Source organism: Longirhabdus pacifica (genome assembly GCF_004115085.1).
In the GTDB taxonomy this organism is placed as follows: Bacteria; Bacillota; Bacilli; order Paenibacillales; family DSM-105158; genus Longirhabdus; species Longirhabdus pacifica.
Map to the genome: position 1 here is coordinate 1 of NZ_QXJP01000009.1, position 20,357 is coordinate 20,357.

19 protein-coding genes are annotated in these 20,357 nt (G+C 35.6%); 13 read left to right on the forward strand and 6 right to left on the reverse strand.

What is annotated here, in order from left to right; genetic code table 11:
* The 5 genes from D1Z92_RS08705 to D1Z92_RS08725 form a co-directional block, all read left to right on the forward strand.
* The coding region (locus D1Z92_RS08705) for an RHS repeat-associated core domain-containing protein (RefSeq protein ID WP_164931521.1) at nucleotides 1-1,098 on the forward strand (1,098 nt) is incomplete at its 5' end.
* 527 nt (nucleotides 1,099-1,625) lie between these two features.
* Nucleotides 1,626-1,868 carry a colicin E5-related ribonuclease gene (locus D1Z92_RS08710; protein WP_164931522.1) on the forward strand — a complete coding sequence of 81 codons (243 nt, stop codon included), beginning with the start codon at nucleotides 1,626-1,628 and terminating at the stop codon, nucleotides 1,866-1,868.
* 10 nt (nucleotides 1,869-1,878) lie between these two features.
* Nucleotides 1,879-2,385, forward strand: a complete 507-nt coding sequence (locus D1Z92_RS08715; protein ID WP_128895281.1) for a hypothetical protein — start codon at nucleotides 1,879-1,881, stop codon at nucleotides 2,383-2,385.
* Between the two features lie 288 nt (nucleotides 2,386-2,673).
* Nucleotides 2,674-2,937, forward strand: coding sequence for a type II toxin-antitoxin system Phd/YefM family antitoxin (locus D1Z92_RS08720; RefSeq protein WP_128895282.1), 264 nt, complete (start codon nucleotides 2,674-2,676; stop codon nucleotides 2,935-2,937).
* Nucleotides 2,934-3,248, forward strand: coding sequence for a type II toxin-antitoxin system RelE/ParE family toxin (locus D1Z92_RS08725; protein ID WP_128895283.1), 315 nt, complete (start codon nucleotides 2,934-2,936; stop codon nucleotides 3,246-3,248). The genes D1Z92_RS08720 and D1Z92_RS08725 overlap by 4 nt, the downstream gene beginning before the upstream one ends.
* 188 nt (nucleotides 3,249-3,436) lie before the next feature.
* Here the strand turns inward: D1Z92_RS08725 and D1Z92_RS08730 are convergent, their stop codons facing one another.
* The 3 genes from D1Z92_RS08730 to D1Z92_RS08740 form a co-directional block, all read right to left on the reverse strand.
* Nucleotides 3,437-5,749, reverse strand: a complete 2,313-nt coding sequence (locus D1Z92_RS08730; protein ID WP_128895284.1) for a glycoside hydrolase family 65 protein — start codon at nucleotides 5,747-5,749, stop codon at nucleotides 3,437-3,439.
* Between the two features lie 147 nt (nucleotides 5,750-5,896).
* On the reverse strand, nucleotides 5,897-6,550 hold the full coding sequence (pgmB, locus tag D1Z92_RS08735) for a beta-phosphoglucomutase (protein WP_128895285.1): 654 nt from the start codon (nucleotides 6,548-6,550) through the stop codon (nucleotides 5,897-5,899).
* 875 nt (nucleotides 6,551-7,425) lie between these two features.
* Nucleotides 7,426-7,947, reverse strand: a complete 522-nt coding sequence (locus D1Z92_RS08740) for a GrpB family protein (RefSeq protein WP_128895286.1) — start codon at nucleotides 7,945-7,947, stop codon at nucleotides 7,426-7,428.
* A 250-nt stretch (nucleotides 7,948-8,197) separates the two neighbouring features.
* Here D1Z92_RS08740 and D1Z92_RS08745 point away from each other — a divergent pair, with 250 nt between their 5' ends.
* Nucleotides 8,198-8,749: an ATP-binding cassette domain-containing protein gene (locus D1Z92_RS08745; protein WP_370741253.1), complete on the forward strand. Its 552-nt coding sequence runs from the start codon at nucleotides 8,198-8,200 to the stop codon at nucleotides 8,747-8,749.
* 156 nt (nucleotides 8,750-8,905) lie between these two features.
* On the opposite strand, the gene D1Z92_RS08750 is transcribed toward D1Z92_RS08745, so the two are convergent.
* The gene (locus D1Z92_RS08750; protein WP_128895288.1) at nucleotides 8,906-9,373 is read right to left on the reverse strand and encodes a hypothetical protein; all 468 of its coding nucleotides are present in this window, start codon (nucleotides 9,371-9,373) and stop codon (nucleotides 8,906-8,908) included.
* 378 nt (nucleotides 9,374-9,751) lie between these two features.
* Here D1Z92_RS08750 and D1Z92_RS08755 point away from each other — a divergent pair, with 378 nt between their 5' ends.
* Nucleotides 9,752-11,170: a sialidase family protein gene (locus tag D1Z92_RS08755; RefSeq protein ID WP_128895289.1), complete on the forward strand. Its 1,419-nt coding sequence runs from the start codon at nucleotides 9,752-9,754 to the stop codon at nucleotides 11,168-11,170.
* A gap of 157 nt (nucleotides 11,171-11,327) precedes the next feature.
* Here D1Z92_RS08755 and D1Z92_RS08760 read toward each other — a convergent pair whose 3' ends face one another.
* On the reverse strand, nucleotides 11,328-12,416 hold the full coding sequence (locus tag D1Z92_RS08760; RefSeq protein ID WP_128895376.1) for a bifunctional 3-deoxy-7-phosphoheptulonate synthase/chorismate mutase: 1,089 nt from the start codon (nucleotides 12,414-12,416) through the stop codon (nucleotides 11,328-11,330).
* Between the two features lie 341 nt (nucleotides 12,417-12,757).
* Entirely contained in the window at nucleotides 12,758-14,689 is a 1,932-nt protein-coding gene (locus tag D1Z92_RS08765; RefSeq protein ID WP_128895290.1) for a B12-binding domain-containing radical SAM protein, read from the reverse strand.
* A gap of 436 nt (nucleotides 14,690-15,125) precedes the next feature.
* Between D1Z92_RS08765 and D1Z92_RS08770 the strand changes: the two genes are divergently transcribed.
* The 6 genes from D1Z92_RS08770 to D1Z92_RS08795 are packed head-to-tail and all read left to right on the forward strand — an operon-like array spanning nucleotide 15,126 to nucleotide 20,350.
* Nucleotides 15,126-15,677 (forward strand): beta-sandwich domain-containing protein, encoded by a 552-nt coding sequence (locus tag D1Z92_RS08770; RefSeq protein ID WP_128895291.1) that lies wholly within the window; start codon nucleotides 15,126-15,128, stop codon nucleotides 15,675-15,677.
* Nucleotides 15,674-16,669: a hypothetical protein gene (locus tag D1Z92_RS08775; RefSeq protein WP_128895292.1), complete on the forward strand. Its 996-nt coding sequence runs from the start codon at nucleotides 15,674-15,676 to the stop codon at nucleotides 16,667-16,669. Before D1Z92_RS08770 ends, D1Z92_RS08775 begins: the two co-directional genes overlap by 4 nt.
* 15 nt (nucleotides 16,670-16,684) lie before the next feature.
* The gene (locus D1Z92_RS08780; RefSeq protein WP_128895293.1) at nucleotides 16,685-17,950 is read left to right on the forward strand and encodes an AMP-binding protein; all 1,266 of its coding nucleotides are present in this window, start codon (nucleotides 16,685-16,687) and stop codon (nucleotides 17,948-17,950) included.
* Nucleotides 17,947-18,207 (forward strand): phosphopantetheine-binding protein, encoded by a 261-nt coding sequence (locus tag D1Z92_RS08785; RefSeq protein ID WP_128895294.1) that lies wholly within the window; start codon nucleotides 17,947-17,949, stop codon nucleotides 18,205-18,207. The genes D1Z92_RS08780 and D1Z92_RS08785 overlap by 4 nt, the downstream gene beginning before the upstream one ends.
* 16 nt (nucleotides 18,208-18,223) lie before the next feature.
* A complete protein-coding gene (locus tag D1Z92_RS08790; protein ID WP_164931523.1) occupies nucleotides 18,224-19,222 on the forward strand; it encodes a Gfo/Idh/MocA family protein in 999 nt (332 codons plus the stop codon).
* A gap of 12 nt (nucleotides 19,223-19,234) precedes the next feature.
* A complete protein-coding gene (locus D1Z92_RS08795) occupies nucleotides 19,235-20,350 on the forward strand; it encodes a DegT/DnrJ/EryC1/StrS family aminotransferase (RefSeq protein WP_128895296.1) in 1,116 nt (371 codons plus the stop codon).
* Nucleotides 20,351-20,357 lie beyond the last annotated feature (7 nt).

Consider the following 20,357-nt stretch of genomic DNA (forward strand, 5'->3'; position numbering starts at 1 on the left):
TATCTTTACAATGGAGATGGATTACTCACAGAGAGAACAGAAGATGGGGAAACCACTCGCTACTACTATGACGGTCAAGTTATTATTGCGGAAGCGACGATAGTCAATGATAACCCGGAATTAAAAGCAAGGTATATTCGAGGTAAAAAATTAGAAGCGATACAATATGAAGATAACACCAAAGCCTATGTACTATACAATGGACATGGGGATGTAGTAGAACTACGAGATGAGCAAGGGAACGTACTCAACGAATACAGCTATGACATATGGGGTAACCCAATTGTCGAGAAAGAAACCGTGCATAATCCATTCCGTTATTCTGGAGAACTATGGGATAGTACTACAGAGTTGCAATATTTACGTGCACGCTGGTATGATCCTAGTGTAGGTAGGTTTATTAATGAAGATAGTTATGAGGGCACACTTACTAGTCCGTTAACGCACAATCTGTATACGTATGTGGAGAATAATCCATTGAAGTACATTGATCCAAATGGTCATAAACCAATGTACTTCTATGATTATGATGAGAGTCTTGATCAGCATTACTATTATTACAGATCTTCTGTAGAGGGTTTGGATGCTATTAACACTATTTATGGCTATTTCCCTTTTGGTAGTGCTCTGAATTTTGGTATAAAAGAATTACATGAATGGGCTAGAGATTATGAAAGTGATGAGTTAGATTTAAATATGCATGAACATGGGGAATTCCTTCAAGGTACAGAGTTTGCTACTATACTTGATACAGTAGGGACGTTTACAAAGTCAAAGATATTAAATGTGTTTACAACATTTCTTGGCAGTACTTTGACAACAATGACATTAATTGAGGATTGGGTAAATGAGGATCAAATGGATGATTTGGTACAGGATTTACTACCAGAAGATCTTATGAAAACATATACACTAGAAAATTTAGAGACGAAATATTTATTGGCATCTGGCTATATACAAGCTTTAACTGATGAAGGGATATTGGAATATTCCTATTCAACTGGGGGCAATTTAACCCATAATTTAGATGAAGAAACTCATCTACAATTAATTATTGATTTAAATGTCTTGTTTGCTGATTTAGGACTTGATAATTAATTATGTAAAAAGGAGGAGATTCTTCTGAAATATATCGGTAAAAATGTATTTAAGATATTAATTTGTTTTTTAGGTATATATTTTATTTATAGTGGAGTACAAGGGCTAATTACTGAAGAAGTAGCATTCCATAAAAGAAATGGAAGTAGAGTAATTGCTGAGTATCCTGAAAATGTATATATATCAATTTTTTATATTTTATCTGGTCTATCTTTTGCCGCATATTTTATTAAGGAACAGATAAAATATTTTAAACAAAAATAGGCTCTATACTAGCATAGTTGGTTGACAAATTGGAATGTAACGAGTATTGCTACAATGAATGAAAAAATGAATTTATGTTATGAAAGGCTATGTCAACCAACGATTTTGACGTTGAGCAGAAAAATAACACACCTGTTATTAGATGAATTATTGTTCCACAGGCGGGTTATTAATCTGCTTGTGGCCTTTTTCATGTTTGTGATAAGTGTTTGTTTCCAATAAGGGGACGGGTAAAAGTATAACCGCCGCCGACATTGTATTCAGTGTTCAGCAAGGGTGCATATAAAACCCAAGTAGCGGACAGAGGTTGGACAAATGATTCTATTGCAGATGCAATGAATAGTCCCTATAAGACAGGTAAATCCGAGAACAAGTACACAGGAAATTCTGTTACAGCTTATTTTGTAGACGATGTGCACTATGTAGCAGTAGACGCCGTTACAGGTAAAGTAATACAGGTTTCAGATTTAAACGAAGACGTGTGGCATTTTGACTTAAGAAAATAGAGGTGAGGATATGGTCACTCGTAAAAAAGGCATTATAAATGGTATCATTTACGATCATACAGTTTATCATGATGGAAAATACAGAATGTATCCAAGTATTATAGGCTTGAGAAATTTGGTTAAAAGAATTATTGAATCTGGATCAACCACTGAATATATTAGATTCAATCCATTTTATAGAAATGCAAAAATTAATCGGCAAATAGAATTGGATGAGTATATGTTCTATATGGAGTGTAGAGAGCAGTTTGATGGCAAAGATTTTGAGGAGCATATCGGAATTTGCCTAGATAAACCATATATTGATCTTAGTGATGAAGAAATCAGATGGGGAAAAACGTTGTACCCATTATGTCGTTATGATGATGTAGAAGGATACAAAAAAGCACTTGAAACGTATGATCAATTTTTATTTGAGTTAATCCCTAAATTAATGGAAATGGCTAAATATAAAATGGATTTGAAGGATGAAGATTTAGCTTTTGGTTATTTTTGTTTTGAAGTACACAGTGGATAAGCTTCAATTGATTTAGTAAACAATGCATTAGACCTAGACCTTGATTGGCTTTGTGCCTTTCAAGGTTTTTTTCTACCAGTTAAAGTCAACCAACGATTTTGACGTTGAGCAGAAAAATAACATGCATTTTTGAATGATTAGATGTTTTCCGATTAAAAAATGCTTTCTTTGGAATTTTTTTATTAAGTGGACAGATGAAGTTGTTGATCTGACATTAGCATTTTGATGCCACTTGCTTAAATATCGTTATATTGATAAAATATGCATATATAATTGGAGGTGCAAGAAATGCCTAACATCAGACCAAGCTCCGACTTAAGGAATAAATACAATGAAATATCTGAATTTTGTCATAAATACTCGGAGCCTGTTTATATTACCAAAAATGGACAAGGTGATTTAGCTGTTATGAGCATCGAAACTTATGAAAAGCTTATAGGAAAATTTGAACTATATAAGCTAATCGAAGACGGTACGGAAGCGATAAAAAACAATAAACGAAAGCCTGCTGAAGATGTTTTTGATTTTATTGAAAATGAGCTTACTGAATGAAGCATTATAAAGTATGGGTGTCTCATCCAGCGGAAAATGATTTAAAAGAAATTGCGTTGTATATTGCAAAAGAGTTAAAAGAACCTCTTATTGCCAAAAGCTTAATTAGTGAAATGAAACAAGCAATAATGAATTTATCTACATTGCCGACTCGCCACGAGATTGTTTCTGATGAACGTTTGGCTATGCAAGGAATTAGAAAGCTGTTTATTAAGAACTATATTGTGTTCTATACCATTTCAGATGAAGAGTTAGCAGTAAATATTATAAGAGTGCTTTCACATAGACGAAATTGGCTTCATTTGCTCTAGTTTTGGTTTTGTAAGGTTCATCATTGAACCTTAGAATCCATTGTATCACCTGATCAGTATAGATAAAGCCGAACTTGTTCCCGCAATTCCTAACAAGAAGTTAGTGGGGAACAGGTTCGGCTTTAAACAATGCCATCCTTCAAGTAGTCAACTAAATGAATCTTTTTTAGCATGAACTACCTAGTTATTTAACCGACATAGTCAACCTTTGCAGTATCATTTCCTTTTACAACGATAGACTGACCATAGATCAACAATGCTGTATCGTCATTGCTTTCATTTGTTATCGTAATTTCTTCGGAAGTGGTGCGGATGTTAAGTGTTGCACCTTTAAATACAATTTTAAAGGAGAAAGATTTCCACTGATCTGGAATCAAAGGATTCAAAACTAGTTTCCCGTCTTTCACTTTCTTCCCGCCAAATCCTTCTACGACGGACATCCATGTTCCTGCCATACTTGTCGTGTGACAACCGTCTTCTGTATCATTGTTGTAATTATCTAGATCTAAGCGAGATGTTCGCAAGTACATTTCATATGCTTTTTCCTTATATCCAAGCTCACATGCTAAAATAGCATGAACACATGGAGACAGAGAAGACTCATGCACTGTTAACGGCTCATAGAAATCAAAGTTTTTCTTCTTCGTTTCTAGGTCATATTGATCTTCTAGGAAATATAAACCTTGCAACACATCTGCTTGTTTAATATAGCAAGAACGTAAAATTCGATCCCAAGACCAGTTCTGATTTAACGGTAGATGTTTTGCTTCTAATTGTTTTACTGGTAATAAATCTTTGTCCATGAACCCATCCTGTTGCAGGAATATTCCCGTTTCCTCATCTACAGGATAGTACATATGGTCGATCATGTGCTGCCATTTGTCCATTTCATCTGCTGATAACCCTAGTTGTTCCACTAATGTATTGTAGTTCGCTGCATCGTTACTTTGGATATATTTTACTACCTTTAACGTATATTCTAGTGTCCATGCAGCAATACGATTGGTGTACCAGTTGTTGTTTACATTGTTTTCGTACTCATTCGGACCTGTAACTCCAAGCATCATGTACACGTTTTTGTGCTTCACAAACTGTACGCGTTGTGCCCAAAATCTTGAGATAGCAGCCAATACTTCCAATCCATATTCTGATAAGTAAGCATGGTCATCCGTATAACGAACGTAATTGTAAATCGCATAAGCGATGGCTCCGTTGCGGTGAATCTCTTCAAACGTAATTTCCCACTCATTATGACACTCTTCACCGTTCATCGTCACCATAGGATAAAGTGCTGCACCGTCTGTAAATCCAAGCTTTGTCGCATTTTCTTTTGCTTTCTCCAAATGTTTATGACGATAAACAAGTAAATTACGTGCAATACTTGGGTCCGAAGTACTTAAATAAAACGGAAGGCAGTATGCTTCTGTATCCCAATACGTGCTACCTCCGTATTTTTCACCCGTGAATCCTTTTGGACCAATGTTGAGACGAGCATCTTCTCCTGTGTATGTTTGATTTAATTGGAAAATATTAAAACGGATTCCTTGCTGAGCTTCTACATCACCTTCAATGACGATATCACTGTCTTTCCATTTTTTCGCCCACGCTTGTGCTTGCTCAACTAGTAACGCGTCGAATCCTGTTTCCACCGCAGGATGTAATACGTCCTTAGCTACAGCTTGCAGTTGTTCTACTCCATGATCACGGCAAGTCACATTCGCCACGTATTTGTATAAAGTAATTTTTTGACCAGCCTTTGCCTTTACTGTGAACGTCTGTGAGACAAATTTCTCCTTATTCACAAGTTGCGGCGAGTAAGCTGCTTTCACTCCATCAACATGGACTTCGATTTGCATCGTAGAGCATACGTGAAAATCTAATTTTTTCGTTTTTACCGTTAAGGAAGCGCAATCATTTTCGTTCGTTTTTAAAACTTCATCCCAGAACTTTTCATCATAATTGCTATCTTTATTTTTAACGTCACCATCTAAATATGGTGTCAAAGTAATTTCGCCTTCAAAATTAAGGGGAGTAACGGCATAGCGAATAGCTCCTAGCTCTTTTCTTTCCAAACTAACGAATCGCAGCGCTTCTACCTTAACCTGTTTGCCGTCATTCATTACTGCGATAAAACTACGCTTCAAGTAACCTTCTTTCATGTTTAATTCTCTAATAAAGTCTTTTACTTCACAATGGTTTAAGTCCAATACTTCTTGGTTAATGTGAACATTAATCCCAATCCAATTGGTAGCGTTTAATACTTTGGCAAAATACTCTGGATATCCGTTTTTCCACCATCCTACGCGTGTTTTATCTGGATAGTATACACCGGCAACATAATTGCCCTGTAGGGTTTCTCCGCTATATTGTTCTTCAAAATTTGCTCTCTGTCCCATATGGCCATTGCCAATGCTGAATAGACTTTCAGATATTTCATGGTACTTAGCATTAAACCCCTCTTCAATTATTTTCCACTCATCACTTTTTAAATATTTGTGCATGAGGTATGCTCCTCTCAACATGTTTTTATGGAATCGTTTGCATAAACAATCAAAAAAACGATATTTTGCATGAATTTTCTTGAATATACAAGCACATAAACGATATTTTGGATGAAATCGTTTGCACAAACGATCAAATTTTTTTTCTTACACTTCCAATGGTAAACGGTCCAATGACATCTCTAGAAAAGATGAAATACTGTAATTTGCTTTTTCTAACGAATTGGATTCACCGACTCCTATAGTATACATCTTAGCTCGGATAGCTGCCTCAATACCTGCTTCGGCATCCTCAAAAACGACACAGTGGCTAGGATCTACATTTAACGCTTTTGCAGCTTGCAAAAAAACTTCAGGATCAGGTTTGGCGTTGGACACTTTATTCCCGTCGATAATGACTTCAAAATCATCCAGCATATTCATATTTTCCAAAATAACCATTGCATTTTTACTCGCTGAACCTAAGGCTGTTTTTATACCAGCTTGACGAATGGATTCAATGAAAGTTTTCACACCAGGAAGTATTTCAGTTTCATCCATCTGATGAATATATTCCAGGTAACACTCATTTTTCTCTTGAGCTAGCTGGTTTTTTGTTTCATCGTCGAGTTGTAACCCTCCGATTTCTAACAATATATCCAACGAGCGCATACGACTGACACCTTTTAATTGTTCATTTTGCTCTTCTGTAAAAGTAAAGCCAAGCTTATTTGCTAATTTGTTCCACGCCAAATAGTGGTACTTCGCAGTATCAACAATCACTCCATCTAAATCAAAAATACATGCTTGTATTGCAGTCAAGTAAAGAACCCCTTTCTCTCGATTATTATCGCATCATTGTAATTGTAGATGATTAAACGTTTTAGTTTAATCAGCATGTTCACTTATCTCGTCTTTGACTTCACCAATAATGGTGTATAAAGTCATCATTCAAACTTGTAAAACTAAAATCGGCGTATAACCCTTGACAATAATAGAACGAATTACCGATTTAATATTAAAGTTGGCTTTTAATTAGTTTTAACATTTTGTTGAACTGTTGATATACAAACCACCTAGTGTTCGTTGACCAATGTGACATCGGTTCTGCCAAGACAAGATGATGTGCCTTGAGAAGACACTTGTATGAAGACGAATAAGAAATCATAAGAATACTTTTCATTTCTTTTGTAAATGTAGAAGTGACTTTGACTGTTTTGAAAACCACTTCAATGTTTCAACGAATACGGTAAGTACGAATTTGTTCAGAAATTCAGCAATCCGTGCTGAATATCTCTAGCTTGTCTCTTTTTTACATTATTGGTGGTTAAGTATACCAAGTATTCATTAACACAGCTTCATTATACCAAGTGAGGTGTCTTTTGTATACATAGATCATTTGTCAAAAAGCTTAATAAATCACCCATGATTCCACGATATTACTTACTTCTATAGAATAACTTAGGTGCAAATTTTTAGTTAAAAAATATTATCATGGAGTATGCCAAACAAGTGAAATGCTGGTACAGTAATTGAAAGTATTGTATTTTCGAAGCCACAAATCATCATTAGAATCTGTTATTCCATTTATTTGCTCTGGTACTGTCATACAAATGAAAATAATAAATGATAGAGATTGCGTATCACAAATAAATAACGCATATGATAATGCAGTGAAAATTTTAAAAATTATGCTATTATTGTTCACCTATATTGCATTTAAAGTAAATCTCTTCAATGTAGCGCTGTTTATGTCCTATGTATTTTTCTATGTTATCTGGAAATAGTTTAGCACCCTCCAATTTTATCATTCCGTACATTTCTCTCTCTTTTGAATGGGTTTGTAAAAAATCACGAAATGCAATATGTTTTTTTAATTCTTGAGAATTCTCTGGACAAACATATAGATGATGCTTCATTAGATGATCTTTGTTATTGTATTTAAAAGCTTCTCTACCTTTTATGCCCAAATCACCTTCATGTTGATAGCCAATTCCATTTAAACATTCAATCAAACTAGAAAAACAATCATAGTTTGGTATGATGACATCTATATCAATAATCGGCTTGGCGGCCAATCCTACGACGGATGTACTTCCTACATGCTCAATACCAGTAATAAGATCACCTATCACTGGGAGTAATTCTTGTTTAATTTTTTCAAATTCTGCTATCCAAGTTTCATCATAAGGTAATACAACAACGTTTCTTGTTCTCATATGTATTCCTTCCGAAAAATTTATTTTACACAAAATTATAGCAGTATGCACAACATTAAGGCAATAAGAAGGAAATTGAAAGAGGAAGTACAGCTAGTTTGGCAATTCAAATTTTCATACCTAATCAGTGGGTTATTGCTGCTTAGTATCCTATTTAGGATTTACGAGAAGGATGGATGATGGGCTTCAAAGTGTTACAGGATATAGGGTTTTGCCTAAGGACGAATGAAGATAGGGGAATATTTAATCTATATTTTCAACTTGTTTAAGCGGTCTGTTAAAACATAAAGGAATCATCAAGCAGGATGAAATGCTATTGTCTATGAAGGAGCGTATAAAGGAGAGTTTCTTAGTTATGCAAGATGTTAACTCCCAACTTTTTACCAAAAGTGTAGAAGAAGAATTGTTGCTGAGCGTAAAAAATGAATCGAATGCTTCCCTAGAAGAAATTGTAACGTTATTAGGTTTGGAAGAAGATAAAGAATCCCATCCTATGGCTTTATCTGGTGGACAAAAACAAAGGGTAGCCATCGCCTGTGCAGCTATTGCTGAAAAACAATTCATTGTTTACGATGAACCAACGAGCGGTTTGGATTATGAGAATATGATAAAGATGAGTAAATTGATCGCTAAAATGAAAGACAATACTTATGCTACCATTGTTATTACGCATGATCTTGAACTAATACTGAGTTCTTGTGATCGCGTCATTCACTTAGAAGATGGAACTGTAAAAGAAGATTATGAACTAAATGCAGAAGGCATAGAAAGAGTTAAATTCTTTTTTATCCATCTTTCATAGTCACATATAGTTAAGTGCAGTAAGTGATATATTTATATTTTATTACTGTAAAGCATGCACCTCTCACATGGAATTTACGTGGTTTACCACTTTACATTCAATTTGTATAAGTGCATGCTTCTATTTTCAAAGGATAATAGAGTAGATTATGGCATACTATTTATGGTTATTTCTTTTCATCGTTCTTGCCCTCATTCTTGCTTTTCGTTTTATCTTTCTTATAAGAGCAAAAGGTATTTTACTATTAATAAGCTTCCCTTTCTCGTCAACTACTTGAACCATGAAACTCTTTCTACTGTTGTTTTTAACGTTTGGGTAAACAAAGGTTGTTAATTTTATACAATTTTTTCTTGGTGTAGTAACCATCGTAATCTGATAATTTTTACTAGGTGTGTAGCTCAACGCACCTCTACGATTTAATGTTACATTCGCATTTGTTATCGTTACAGAACCAATGCAAACAGCATTATTTGGAATAGGGATAATTAAAACGCACAAGGTACAATTTCCACCACAAGGATTGTTATCAAATATACAACATGTATCCCCACATGGATCGCCACTATCAGGTGTTTGTCTAACTCTAAACGTTTGTGTACTTACCTTTACTTTGTTTCTGATCATAAAATCGCCTCCTCTTAAGATATATTCATAAAGGTATATTATGTCCTGTGCTGTTGGTGCCCCTCATATTAAAATTTTTGTCCCCATTCTCAATCATTCATCAACTCCACAACCAATCGTTTTTATCTCAAACAAAACGTTGTCATACTATTACGTTTTATGTTTTGATGCCCAAAAAGGCCATATCAAATCTCCATTACAAAATTTCTACATAAACTATCTATATAAGCTGAATGAACTTGTTCATACAACTTATTACCACGATGCATAAGATGAAAAAATCTCAACATCACACTTTTTACGCGTGGCTACTGAATCGTAAATTTGTATTAGATCATTTCTTCATCTTATATAGAGTGCTTGGAGGTGAAAATCAATTTGAACCATATTAGAAAACATACAAAGCGGGTTAGACGAGTGTCTGGGAGAAGTCCATTTCCAAACTGTAGAATTCAAACCCCTGGTATTCGTTTTTTAAACTCGGCGGTAGAGCCCTTTATCGATGCCAATCCTAAAACGGTGAATAATACAGGAAAGGAAAATTTGCTCAGTGTATGGCAGGCAGATCGTTTTTCTAATGGTGGGACAAGTGGGCTCGTAGCTGGAGCAAGTTTCAATGGAGGAAGAACGTGGAAAATTACAGGACTTCCTTTCAGTGAATGTGTTCGGGGAGGTGTGCCTTTCCCTCGTGCATCAGATCCTTGGGTTTCTTTTGGACCCAATCGGAAAGCATATATATCAGGAATTTCAGCAAATTTAGCTAACTTAAACACAGCTATTTCAGTGGTGACGACAAAAGATGGTGGAAGAACATTTAGCAGACCTACAGTGATTGTGCAAGATAAGGGAAAGCGAGCCGTAAATGATAAACCATCCGTGACAGCAGATCCTATTCAATCTAACGTAGCTTATGTAGTCTGGACACGTACGCAATTTATTTCTGGAGGTAATTATAGAAATGCTGCCCGGCTTGCCAAAACAACCGATGGAGGAAGGACGTTTCGATCTAGAAATATTTTTAATGCGGGAATAAACAACAATACGATAGGAAGTATCATTGTTCCTAATCCGAAAACAGGTGTACTATACCATTTCTTTGTTTTTGTAAAATTTAATGGCAACAAATCCACACACTTTAATCTCCTTCAAACCTCTAGAGATAGAGGAGAAACGTGGTCCAAAGCTCGAACCATTAGTAAAGTGACGCTGCCTCTTACTTTTGAGATAGATTCGGGTGGAAATGTAGACAGTTCGTTTACCTTTTTAGGTATTCCCTTTAGAACCGGCTCTGCACTTGCTGTTTCAGCAGCAATAAATAAGAAGAATGGAGACTTGTACGTCGTTTGGGAGGATGCTAGATTCTCCAATCGAAAAGTGCCTGAAGTAGCTATCTCGGTGTCAAGGGATGGAGGTAGAACATGGAGTAAACCGCGTAGAGTAAACCGACCACTCCTTACTCCAGCTTTCACCCCCACTGTAAGTGTCAACGATCAAGGTCAAGTAGGGGTGACCTATAGCCAGAGTTTAAAAAGAAAATCTATCAACACCTTGCCCACCCAATATAAAATCAAATTTTCCTTCGATGGTGGTAGAAGCTTCTCTAGTAAAGAAACCAATCTAGGTAAACGATTTGACTACTTGAATGCCCCATATTCAGAACCAGGTTACTTCACTGGTGATTATCAAGGTTTGACGACTCTCAAAAATACTTTCGTTCCTTTTTTCTCCAAAGCAAACCCTACAAACGTTCGAGCTAAAGCAAGTACGTTCGTAGCTAAAGTAAAACCAAAAAAATGAACAGTTTAAGATAAAGTGAAATAACACACAAAACTAAAAATTAAAATCGTGACTAAGTAGGTGAAGATAAGAAAAAAGTCCATCTAATAAAACGAAGACGAAAAGCCATCAAAATAAAAAAGGGGTCAATGTCTATGAAACCATTCACTCCTTTTTACTATTTATTTACTTTTGTTTTGAAATAACCTGAAGTTTGGAGTTGATTTAATAAGTCATTGAAAGCTGGAATATCTAGTTGTTGTTTTGCATCGGATAGAGCCACTGCAGGATGCGGATGCACTTCTACCATCACGCCATCTGATCCTGCGGCTAATGCAGCTTTTGCAGTAGGTAGCAGCAACTCTTTGACTCCGGTAGAGTGCGTGACGTCTACGATAACGGGAAGATGTGTTTGTTGTTTTAATATGGGGACAGCAGATATGTCTAACGTGTTCCGCGTAGCCTTTTCATACGTACGAATTCCACGTTCGCACAAGATGACATTATTATTTCCGCCTGACAAAATGTATTCAGCAGCATAGATAAACTCTTCAATGGTGGCAGATAATCCTCTTTTTAACAGAATGGGGTGATTAACTGACCCTGCAGCTTTTAACAGTTCAAAATTATGCATGTTTCGAGCACCGATTTGAATGACATCTACATATTCGGTAGCTAATTCTATATGTTGAGGCGCTACAATTTCGCTAACGACAGATAGATTGTATGCTGACCCTATACGCTTTAAAATCTCTAGTCCTTCGATTCCTAACCCTTGAAAATCATAAGGTGAAGTTCTAGGTTTGAAAGCTCCTCCTCGTAAAAATTGTAGCCCTATCTGTTGATGATTTTTAGCTATTTTTTCTACTTGCATATAACTTTCCACTGCGCACGGTCCAGCTATGATCACAGGCTCACCGTTTCCTATGGCAAAACCTTTTACGTTTACAACCGTATTGTTAGGTTGAGATTGACGACTGACGAGTAGCTGTTTGCTATGGCTATCTTTCTTCTCTTCTAGTGATGCGTTGAAAATTTGTTTGTACAAATGTTGTATAGTAGAAGTTTCATAAGGTCCATCATTGCTTTGTGAAAGTGTATCTAGCATTTCTTTTTCTAGAATGGGATCAAATGCGTGTAAATCAGCATGTTGTTCTGTCTTACTGATTTCTTGCAACACTGCGCCTCTTGCATTGATGAGTTTCATTATCTCTAAATCTATTTCTTTGAGTTTATTTATCAAAGACTCTGTATGTTTGTTTTTCATCACTTTTACAACTCCATTTTCTAGTTTTGAATAATCTTTTTGAAAATTGACTAAACCTTCTTTTTCTCCTTCTTCATATAAATCTCTTCGTTTTATTCTTTTAAAATTTTAGTTGTTGTAATTATCCCTTTATTTACATTATTTGAAAATGTTTTTACGGTATACTTTTAAGTTGATACGAAAGACGCATACTCACACAGAAAGTCTGCTGTTTTATTGCGTTTTAAAAACATAAAAAAGGAATGTTGCATTTTTTAAGCAATGAAAACATGGTAAGCATACAAAGTCATTTCATATTAAATTATTAATTTGAAACAAACATTCGTATATCTATGGTGTAATTAGGTTGTCTGCATATGTTGAGACTGAAACACAGCCATGTTCATATTCACTAAGTCTTGTAAGTATTGTTGTCCTTCTGGTGATGTGGATCTCATCGTTTGTTCACAGCAATCAATTTCATCTGGTATTTGAAAAATACGTTCAAATAATAAATCAATAACAATAGAAATGGTTGTTCCTTGTTCATCTATTTCTGCTTTGGTTATTTTAACCCAGTCTTTGAGTTGAATTTCTTCTTGTACAACATCTTTATGGTGACTCTCATTTGGAACGTCATCATTAAATTGCGGATTTACATTTTCAACAAGTCGATATAGTCGCTGCAAACGTTCATCATGAGCAGCGCCACTTTCATAAGAAAAGGAGTAGCCAACACGACCCATACCATAACTAAAGTCAGGATTTCCTTGCAATTGTTCGGTGCTAGTTTGCTGTAAATCGTATTGTTCTGGATTCCGACTTAAAAAAGTATCGGGTTCCATCACAAGCATCTGTACAACATCAATGCCAATTTTATTTTCATTTGCTTGTAAAAACTGTTCTGAAGCCAGTGCTTCTTCATCGGTTTCTGACGGTAATCCTCCCATGACAGATAGCCTAATTTCAATCCCTGCTTCATGTAAATTATCTATAATTTGTTGGTAGTTATCACTGTTAACCCCTTTATTCATCATATTTAACAAGCGTTGCGAGTTCGTTTCGTATCCAACGGACATCTGTACAACACCGTATTGGCTTAATGTTTTACAAAATGTAGCGTCTAGTAATATATCTTCTAGGCGATTTCTTGTACTGAATGTAGCGCGATAGCCTTTATCATAAACAATTTTAAGCGCTTTACAAATGAGTTTTAAATTTGTATTTTCATCTACAAAGTTAATTCGATGTGTCGGATAGAGGTCCAAAATATGTATGCATTCTTTGGCGATTTGAGATGCGGTTTTTTGTTGATAATGATGCTCAAATTTAGAGCGGTTACCATAAGAACAGAAAGCACATTTTCCCCAATAACAGCCGACACAAGTGATCAAAGCAAATTGTATATTATCTGATAAATATTTTTTGAGAGGTAAGTTGGTAAAGTTGGGGGGTGGTACATCGGTAATGTTCATTTTCTTTTGATAAATGGTGGACTCTTCGGGATCGTCATGTATCCAAATGATGTTTGGTACTTCTTCTTTTTTTCTCTCACCTTTTACATAATGATGTAACATAGATAAGGTTTCTTCTCCGCTACTTGTACCAATGGCATCTACCCATCTTGAAAGATCGGGAAGTTTTCGTAAAGTAGAATGTCGGAGCATTAATTGTTGACCTCCCAAAATAACAAACGTTTCTGGAGATTTTATTTTAATCCATTTTGCCATCATAAGCGAAGGGAACAATTGACTATAGTATGGAATGGAGATAGCAACGATGTTTGGTTTTGCTTCATCTAGCATGCTTTCTACCATGAGATGTAACACTTGCATAGGGACATCATCTGTAACATCATCTATATGTAATGTATTTACTTCTTCTAACATTTCTTCTACATGATATCGATGTTTCGTTAAAAGAGAACCTTCTAAAATAAGCTCAATGCCTCTTCTGACGAATACAGTTTCTGAACGATGAGTTTGTTTTTCATCATATGTTGTATTAAAAATGGGCTCATATAATGCATGATATTGTTCTATTAAATAGAGAACTAGTGATTTTCGGTACTGATCTGCAATGTCTAAAGAGGTTTTGTTATTTATTTTTTCTAAATGACTCCGAAAAATTTTCGGATGAAAGAGTTTATGGCATAATTCAATGTTCATATCTTTTTGGTCTGCATGAATGTTTTTATCCATTAAATAAGACGTTAACATCGGCAAACTTAAATAAGGGAAAAATCTAGCTTCTGATATGGGTGGAAATAAAGTGAGTACGTCTACTTTTGTCAAGTCTGTCCCCTCCAATATGACATCTGATATATTGTTATTTTACAACGATAGTGCAAAAAATGATATTTTATGTAATAAAATTAATAAATGTAAAATTAATTTTGTATAAAAATACAAGAATAAAAATGTAAAAGGTCGGGTTAAATCATTAAAAGAGAATATAGAAAAAGTGTTTACGCTAGGAAGCGCAAACACTTTTTCTATTCGTTTCTTAGTACTTGTACTTGTAAGATGCGTTATCCAACTTTACACTTTTTGTTGAAATTTCTAAGTTTTTAGTTTTCATATTCATCCTCCTATGCTATTATTAAAAATAAAAATTAATTATTTTAATTAATAGTTTATACTTAGTTAAATATGTTTGTCAACATAGTTTTCAGAATTATTTAACTTATGATTATATTATCACAATAATAAATATTTAGGAGAGAGTCTCGTGTATAAATATGTCGAGCTAAGTAATTTTGTAAACAATAAGGGGATTACAACTGCTTCTTCTGCAAAAAAAAGTTCGTTCGCTTTCGGGGGCTGGTATTCATTACCTAGAGAGCATTTTTCTAAAGAGATGACACTTAAAGAAGACATTCCATTTCAATTTCATTTAGAAGAAAATGCAGATAATATGGAACTTGAGGGTCAGTCTATTTTGGTTGAAACTAGTCATTACGATACTTTATATATTCTAGGAGCTAGTAATAACGGAAACTTTTACGAATCACTTTCTTTTTTTCAAGACGACAAATTATGTTACACTGTCCCTATTTATTTTCCTGATCTTACTTCAAATATTCCAATTCATCACGAAAAAATAGCAATGACCATTCCATTTATGCACAATCAATTCGGCGATGTACATCATAGTAAAGCATACTTATGGTTAAATACCGTGTCGTTAGAAGATTGTAATCGATGGAATACGATCAAATTCCCAGACAATCCTTCTATTCATATTTTTGCTATGACACTGAAAGGAGGCTCCAGCATTTGAATCCATCTAAAATTAACTATGACCCAAATCTCAATTGTTATTTTCTCACTGTCCGGGGTATATTACTACGTCAATTAGATGATAGAGATGTTTCCTTGCTTTGGAATCAATCCGGTCTTATTTATGAAAAAATGCAAGATAATATCTTATTTACACCGTATTTCACTAGTTTATCTGACTCATTATCCCTTTATTTGAATGTAGAAAAAAAGAAACAAACCGAGGAGGATTTCTCCGTTTTTCTACAAAAAATAAAGGAGCGTATTTTAAGTGGAAGTACGGTGTTAGTGTATAGTGACGTATTTGATCTACCACATACGTTGTATTATCAAAAGAAACATAATAATCATGCCATTGAAATTTATCATGTTGGCAATGACGAAGTTGAAATTGTAGATCATTATTATAAGTTTGAAGGCAACATGTCTATTTCGCAATTGAAATTCGCATTGGAAAAGACGAATGAAAAAAATAATGTTTCTGCATTTGAGTTCGCTTATTTGGATACAACGAAAGCTGTTAGTCCGGATATGCTTCCATATTTATGGGATACGCTTCATTTTCATCGTAAAATCATGAATGGTAAAGATCCATATGATGATGAACAGCATCAGAAATGGTATGGCATGGAGGCAGTAGAAGCATTTACACGCTACATACATCATGAGGTTTTTGAAGATGGATCGAATGTAGATATCTCCTATCATGGTTTGAAAGAATATGGGGGTTCCAAAAACAACATGGCAAAAATATGTTTAGATTACGGACATCTGTTAGAAGGATTAGAGGAACTAGGAAGAGATTATCAACATATTGCAAACAAAGTACTTACCATCGCTAATATGATTCTGAAATGTTTTATTTCTAAAAATTTTGATCATTATGAAACAAGAATAATGAACAAATTACAGGAATGGAAAGAGGATGAGGAGAAAGCGACAGAGAGGTTGAATGCGCTATTTGAGCTCCATCATTATACGTTAAACACTTGAAACGGAGGTGAGCGTATGTTTAAAGTGAACGAAACATCATACACAGCATTAGAAGTGGAACAGTGGCACAAATCTTTGCTCAGTAAGCTACATTCGTTCGATGCAGTGACATCTCTTGCCATGTGTATGGACAAACCTAGTCTTCAATTAGCGTATATTTTATTTTGCAAACAGTTTCAAATTTCACTGCTTTTGCTTGAGTCGGGAACACCTTTAGAAACTGCAAAGCAAAAAGCATCACAGGCTGGTTGTGACGTTTTAGTATATAGCGATGATGAGCAATGGTTAAACATAGAAGAAACAGACAGTGCAGTTCAAATTAATTCGCCTTCCATAGCATCGCTGATGGTATATAGTTCTGGAACGACAGGTCAACCGAAACTGATACGTCGAAGTTATCAAGAAGTAGATGAGGAAATAGATGCCTATAATAGTCATCTAAGAACATCTGCTGAGGAAGTACCCATTATGCTCGTTCCAGTGACACATGCCTTTGGGTTGATTGGTGTTTTAGCTGCGCTGGCAAGGGGTGTTAAACCCGTCATTGTATCTTCAAAAAATCCAAAATATATGCTTAAAATAATAGGAAGTTACGAACAGCATATCGTATATGGCGTACCTCATTTATTTCAAATATTCATTCAAATGGGAGGGGATAATCACTGCTTCCATAAAATCATTACAGCCGGCTCTCTTTTGCCTTCTTCATTGTTTCAATTCTTGCAGGCAAAAACAAAAAAAGCCATCATGCAGCAATATGGAAATTCGGAGCTAGGGTGCATTACGTTGGGTAATCGTATTACCGCTCCACAAGATGTTGGAACCCCGCTTACCCATCTAACTGTAGAAATTGTAACAGCATCAAACAATGAAATTATAGTACGTCATCACGATGATGTCATTCATACTAATGATTCTGGATATTGGGATGAAAATGGACATTTACAATTGAATGGTAGAATCGATGACATCATACTCGTAGGCGGAAAGAATGTCATTCCTTATGAGGTAGAACAAGTGATACTACGACTTGACGATGTAAAAGAAGTGGTTGTCTACAAAACAAATCATCCCGTATTAGGAGATAAAGTAAAGGCAAAGGTTGTCATCCATAAAGGGAATAGGGAACAGAAGAAGAAACAAATACAGAATTGGTGTTTAGATCTTCTTCCTAGATATAAAGTGCCAGCTGAAATTCACATCGTAGAACACATACCAAGAAACAAGATGGGTAAAATCAGTAGAAAACATTTACAAGAATTGGAGATGACGAAGTCATGAAAAATACAGAAATTATTGCAAAATTAAAAGAGATTATTGAAGAGGATTTGGAGCATGAATTACCGGAGCAATTAAATGAATCTCACCAAGTGTATGAGGATCTAGGCATAGATTCTATTATGGTATTGCAATTATTAGTATACGTGGAAGAAGCGTTTAACGTTGCTGTTCCTGAGGAAGATGTCGATCCAGAAACATTCCAAACGATTGGGAACTTAGTAGCCTTTATAAAGCAATTGCAAGCAGAAACAGCATAAGGTGGAGGGATGTTCTTTGGAAAAAACATTGAAGTTAGGCATCATTGGTTTTGGTAGAATTGTCGAACTCATTCACATTCCTATTTTACAAAAATTAAAGTCGCAGATGGAGATTGTCGGTGTTTACGATGTGACGGAAAGTCGTTTGAAATTAGCTGAAAAGCGAGGATATGCCATCTTTTCTGATTTACATGCATTTTTTCAGCTGGAGATGGATGCCGTCGTCATTGCTACCCCACCAAACTCTCATTTCGATATAGCGATGCAAGCAATAGAAAGAAAGAAGCATGTATTAATAGAAAAGCCAGTTACATGCACGTATCAAGAAGCATTCACATTGCAAACTGTTGCAGATAAGCATGGAGTCGGTGTTACCGTTTTTCATAATCATCGTTTTGATCCAGATTTTTTATTCGTACAGGAAACGATAGCAAAAGGGACACTCGGATCATTAACTTTTCTGCAAAGAAATCATCATAGTAACCAAACGGGAAGTAACTTTGGCGTAAAGTCATTTGATCCATCTTGGCGAGTACAGAAAGCATATGGAGGGGGAGCGCTATTAGATTGGGGAGTCCATTTAGTAGATCAACTCTTGCATTTGCAATTAGGTGAAATCGCTTATATAGATGGGAAAGCTATTTCATTACCTTTAGCAGAAGGGGAAGTAGATGATTTTGTGTATGTATATTTACATATGAAAAATCACATGATGGCATCTCTAAATATAAACTTTAGAACACAATTGCCACAACCAGCATGGATGGTAGGTGGTACGGAAGGCACGATGCAAATAGATGGACAAACCGCTACCATCAAAACGATAGACGGTGAAATAGAAACGTTTAGTATAGCGAAACCTTCTCGCCTTTCTGCCAAACACATATACGAATCATTTCTTAATTTTATGATAAAGGGAACTCCGCTGCATGTCCCATTGTCAGATGCCGTGGAAGGGATGCGTATTCTCGAGCATATTCAAATTCAAAATGAACAGGCAAATGTATCAATATAAAGGAGGAGAATTATGGGGGTTTTATTTTCTTCGGCACAGTCTGAATTTGAAATCATTAAAGATAAATGGATGCAGGAAGTAGAGAAGATAGGAATGAAAGGTCAATTCGTTGGAGGTAGACCTGTTGATCAATTTGAAAAAAACTTCGCAGCTTATGTAGGAACAAAACACGCTGTTGGTGTAGGGAATGGTACTGACGCGTTGTTTCTATCGTTAAAATCGTTAGGTGTTGGACCTGGGGATGAAGTCATTACGGTAGCGAATACGTTTATTGCAACGGTGGAAGCTATTCATCATACTGGGGCTACACCCGTGCTAGTAGATTGCACTGCAGATACATATTTGATGGATGTAGAGCAAGTCAAACAAAAAGTCACTGCAAAGACGAAGGCGATTATACCCGTTCATCTCTATGGTCAATGTATGGATATTCGGGAGCTAACACAATGGGCACGTGATAGAGGCATCTATATTATTGAGGATACTGCACAAGCGATAGGGGCAGATGTAGAAGGGATGAAAGCAGGTAGTATGGGAGATCTCGCTTGTTTTAGCTTTTATCCTGGTAAAAATTTGGGCGCGTTAGGTGATGGCGGATGTATTGTGACGAATAATACGGAATTAGCAACCCAGCTCAAAAAATTAAGAAATCATGGAGGACAGCATCTATATGATCATCAATGTCCGGGCTTTAACAGTCGCTTAGATGTGATACATGCTATCGCTTTAAATGAAAAGTTGCATTATATGAATGAATGGACAAAGCATCGACAACGATGTGCGGAACTTTATATTGAACAATTGAAAGGGTCTTCCGCAGTGAGCCTGCCGTTTTATGAGCAGATCGAGAGACATGTTTTTCATGTTTTTGTCATTCGTGTACAAATGGAAAATAGAGACGCACTTAAAAAGCATTTGCTTAAAAAAGGTATTATTACCACGACTCATTACCCAAAACCTATTCATCTTACTGGGGCATTCTCGTATCTTCCATATGAAGAAGGGACTTTTCCGATAGCGGAGCAATGTTCACAAGAGATGCTTTCTTTACCGATGCATATCGCACTTAGTGAAGCAGATATAACAGCAGTATGTGAAGCCATCAAAGAACAGCTACATGAGGAATGAAATTTCG

Coding starts and splice junctions, on each gene's coding strand:
- D1Z92_RS08795 (WP_128895296.1), top strand. CDS start 19,235: ATGGGGGTTTTATTTTCTTCGGCACAGTCTGAATTTGAAATCATTAAA.
- D1Z92_RS08720 (WP_128895282.1), top strand. CDS start 2,674: ATGCCTAACATCAGACCAAGCTCCGACTTAAGGAATAAATACAATGAA.
- D1Z92_RS08730 (WP_128895284.1), bottom strand. CDS start 5,749: ATGCACAAATATTTAAAAAGTGATGAGTGGAAAATAATTGAAGAGGGG.
- D1Z92_RS08725 (WP_128895283.1), top strand. CDS start 2,934: ATGAAGCATTATAAAGTATGGGTGTCTCATCCAGCGGAAAATGATTTA.
- D1Z92_RS08740 (WP_128895286.1), bottom strand. CDS start 7,947: ATGAGAACAAGAAACGTTGTTGTATTACCTTATGATGAAACTTGGATA.
- D1Z92_RS08750 (WP_128895288.1), bottom strand. CDS start 9,373: ATGATCAGAAACAAAGTAAAGGTAAGTACACAAACGTTTAGAGTTAGA.
- D1Z92_RS08785 (WP_128895294.1), top strand. CDS start 17,947: ATGAAAAATACAGAAATTATTGCAAAATTAAAAGAGATTATTGAAGAG.
- D1Z92_RS08760 (WP_128895376.1), bottom strand. CDS start 12,416: ATGAAAAACAAACATACAGAGTCTTTGATAAATAAACTCAAAGAAATA.
- D1Z92_RS08780 (WP_128895293.1), top strand. CDS start 16,685: ATGTTTAAAGTGAACGAAACATCATACACAGCATTAGAAGTGGAACAG.
- D1Z92_RS08715 (WP_128895281.1), top strand. CDS start 1,879: ATGGTCACTCGTAAAAAAGGCATTATAAATGGTATCATTTACGATCAT.